The following is a 426-nucleotide window of genomic DNA, read 5'->3' as shown; positions in this document are numbered from 1 at the left end:
CAGATATGAAAACCCCAGTGAAAAAAGGCGATTTGCATTGCCTGTTTGGCCGCATCAACGGTTTCAGGCGCGCCTTGAGGAGGTGAGGCGTAATGCAGTACCGGTTCTGCCACACCAAAAAATAATAATGCTATGCCGTAACCCGCAGAAAACAACATGGCAAACCAGGCCGGAAAACTGTATTGCGGCTCGGCATGATCGGGGCCTAATTTGGTTTTCCCCCAACTTGAAATCGCCACCGTCACAATAAATACCAGAAAGAAAGCGACCGCCAGCATATAAAACCAGCCGAATGTTTTGGTCAGATAATTGAGTGTCGTAGCAAAGGCTTCACCGGCTAACTCCGGATTACTGATAGTCCCGATTACCAGCAATAAGGCGATAACAACGGCGGGTACAAAAACGGGTACTAATATGGTGGATGGA

Annotated in this window: 1 protein-coding gene; it reads right to left on the bottom strand. The window is 48.1% G+C overall.

Annotation, left to right across the window (positions count from 1 at the left end):
• A partial coding sequence (locus B3O33_RS07295; protein WP_292363304.1) for a BCCT family transporter occupies nucleotides 1–426 on the bottom strand: 426 nt, incomplete at both ends.

It is taken from the genome of Methylophaga sp. UBA1464 (genome assembly GCF_002325665.1).
Taxonomy (GTDB): domain Bacteria; phylum Pseudomonadota; class Gammaproteobacteria; order Nitrosococcales; family Methylophagaceae; genus Methylophaga.
This window is presented reverse-complemented; position numbering and strand designations above follow the sequence as displayed.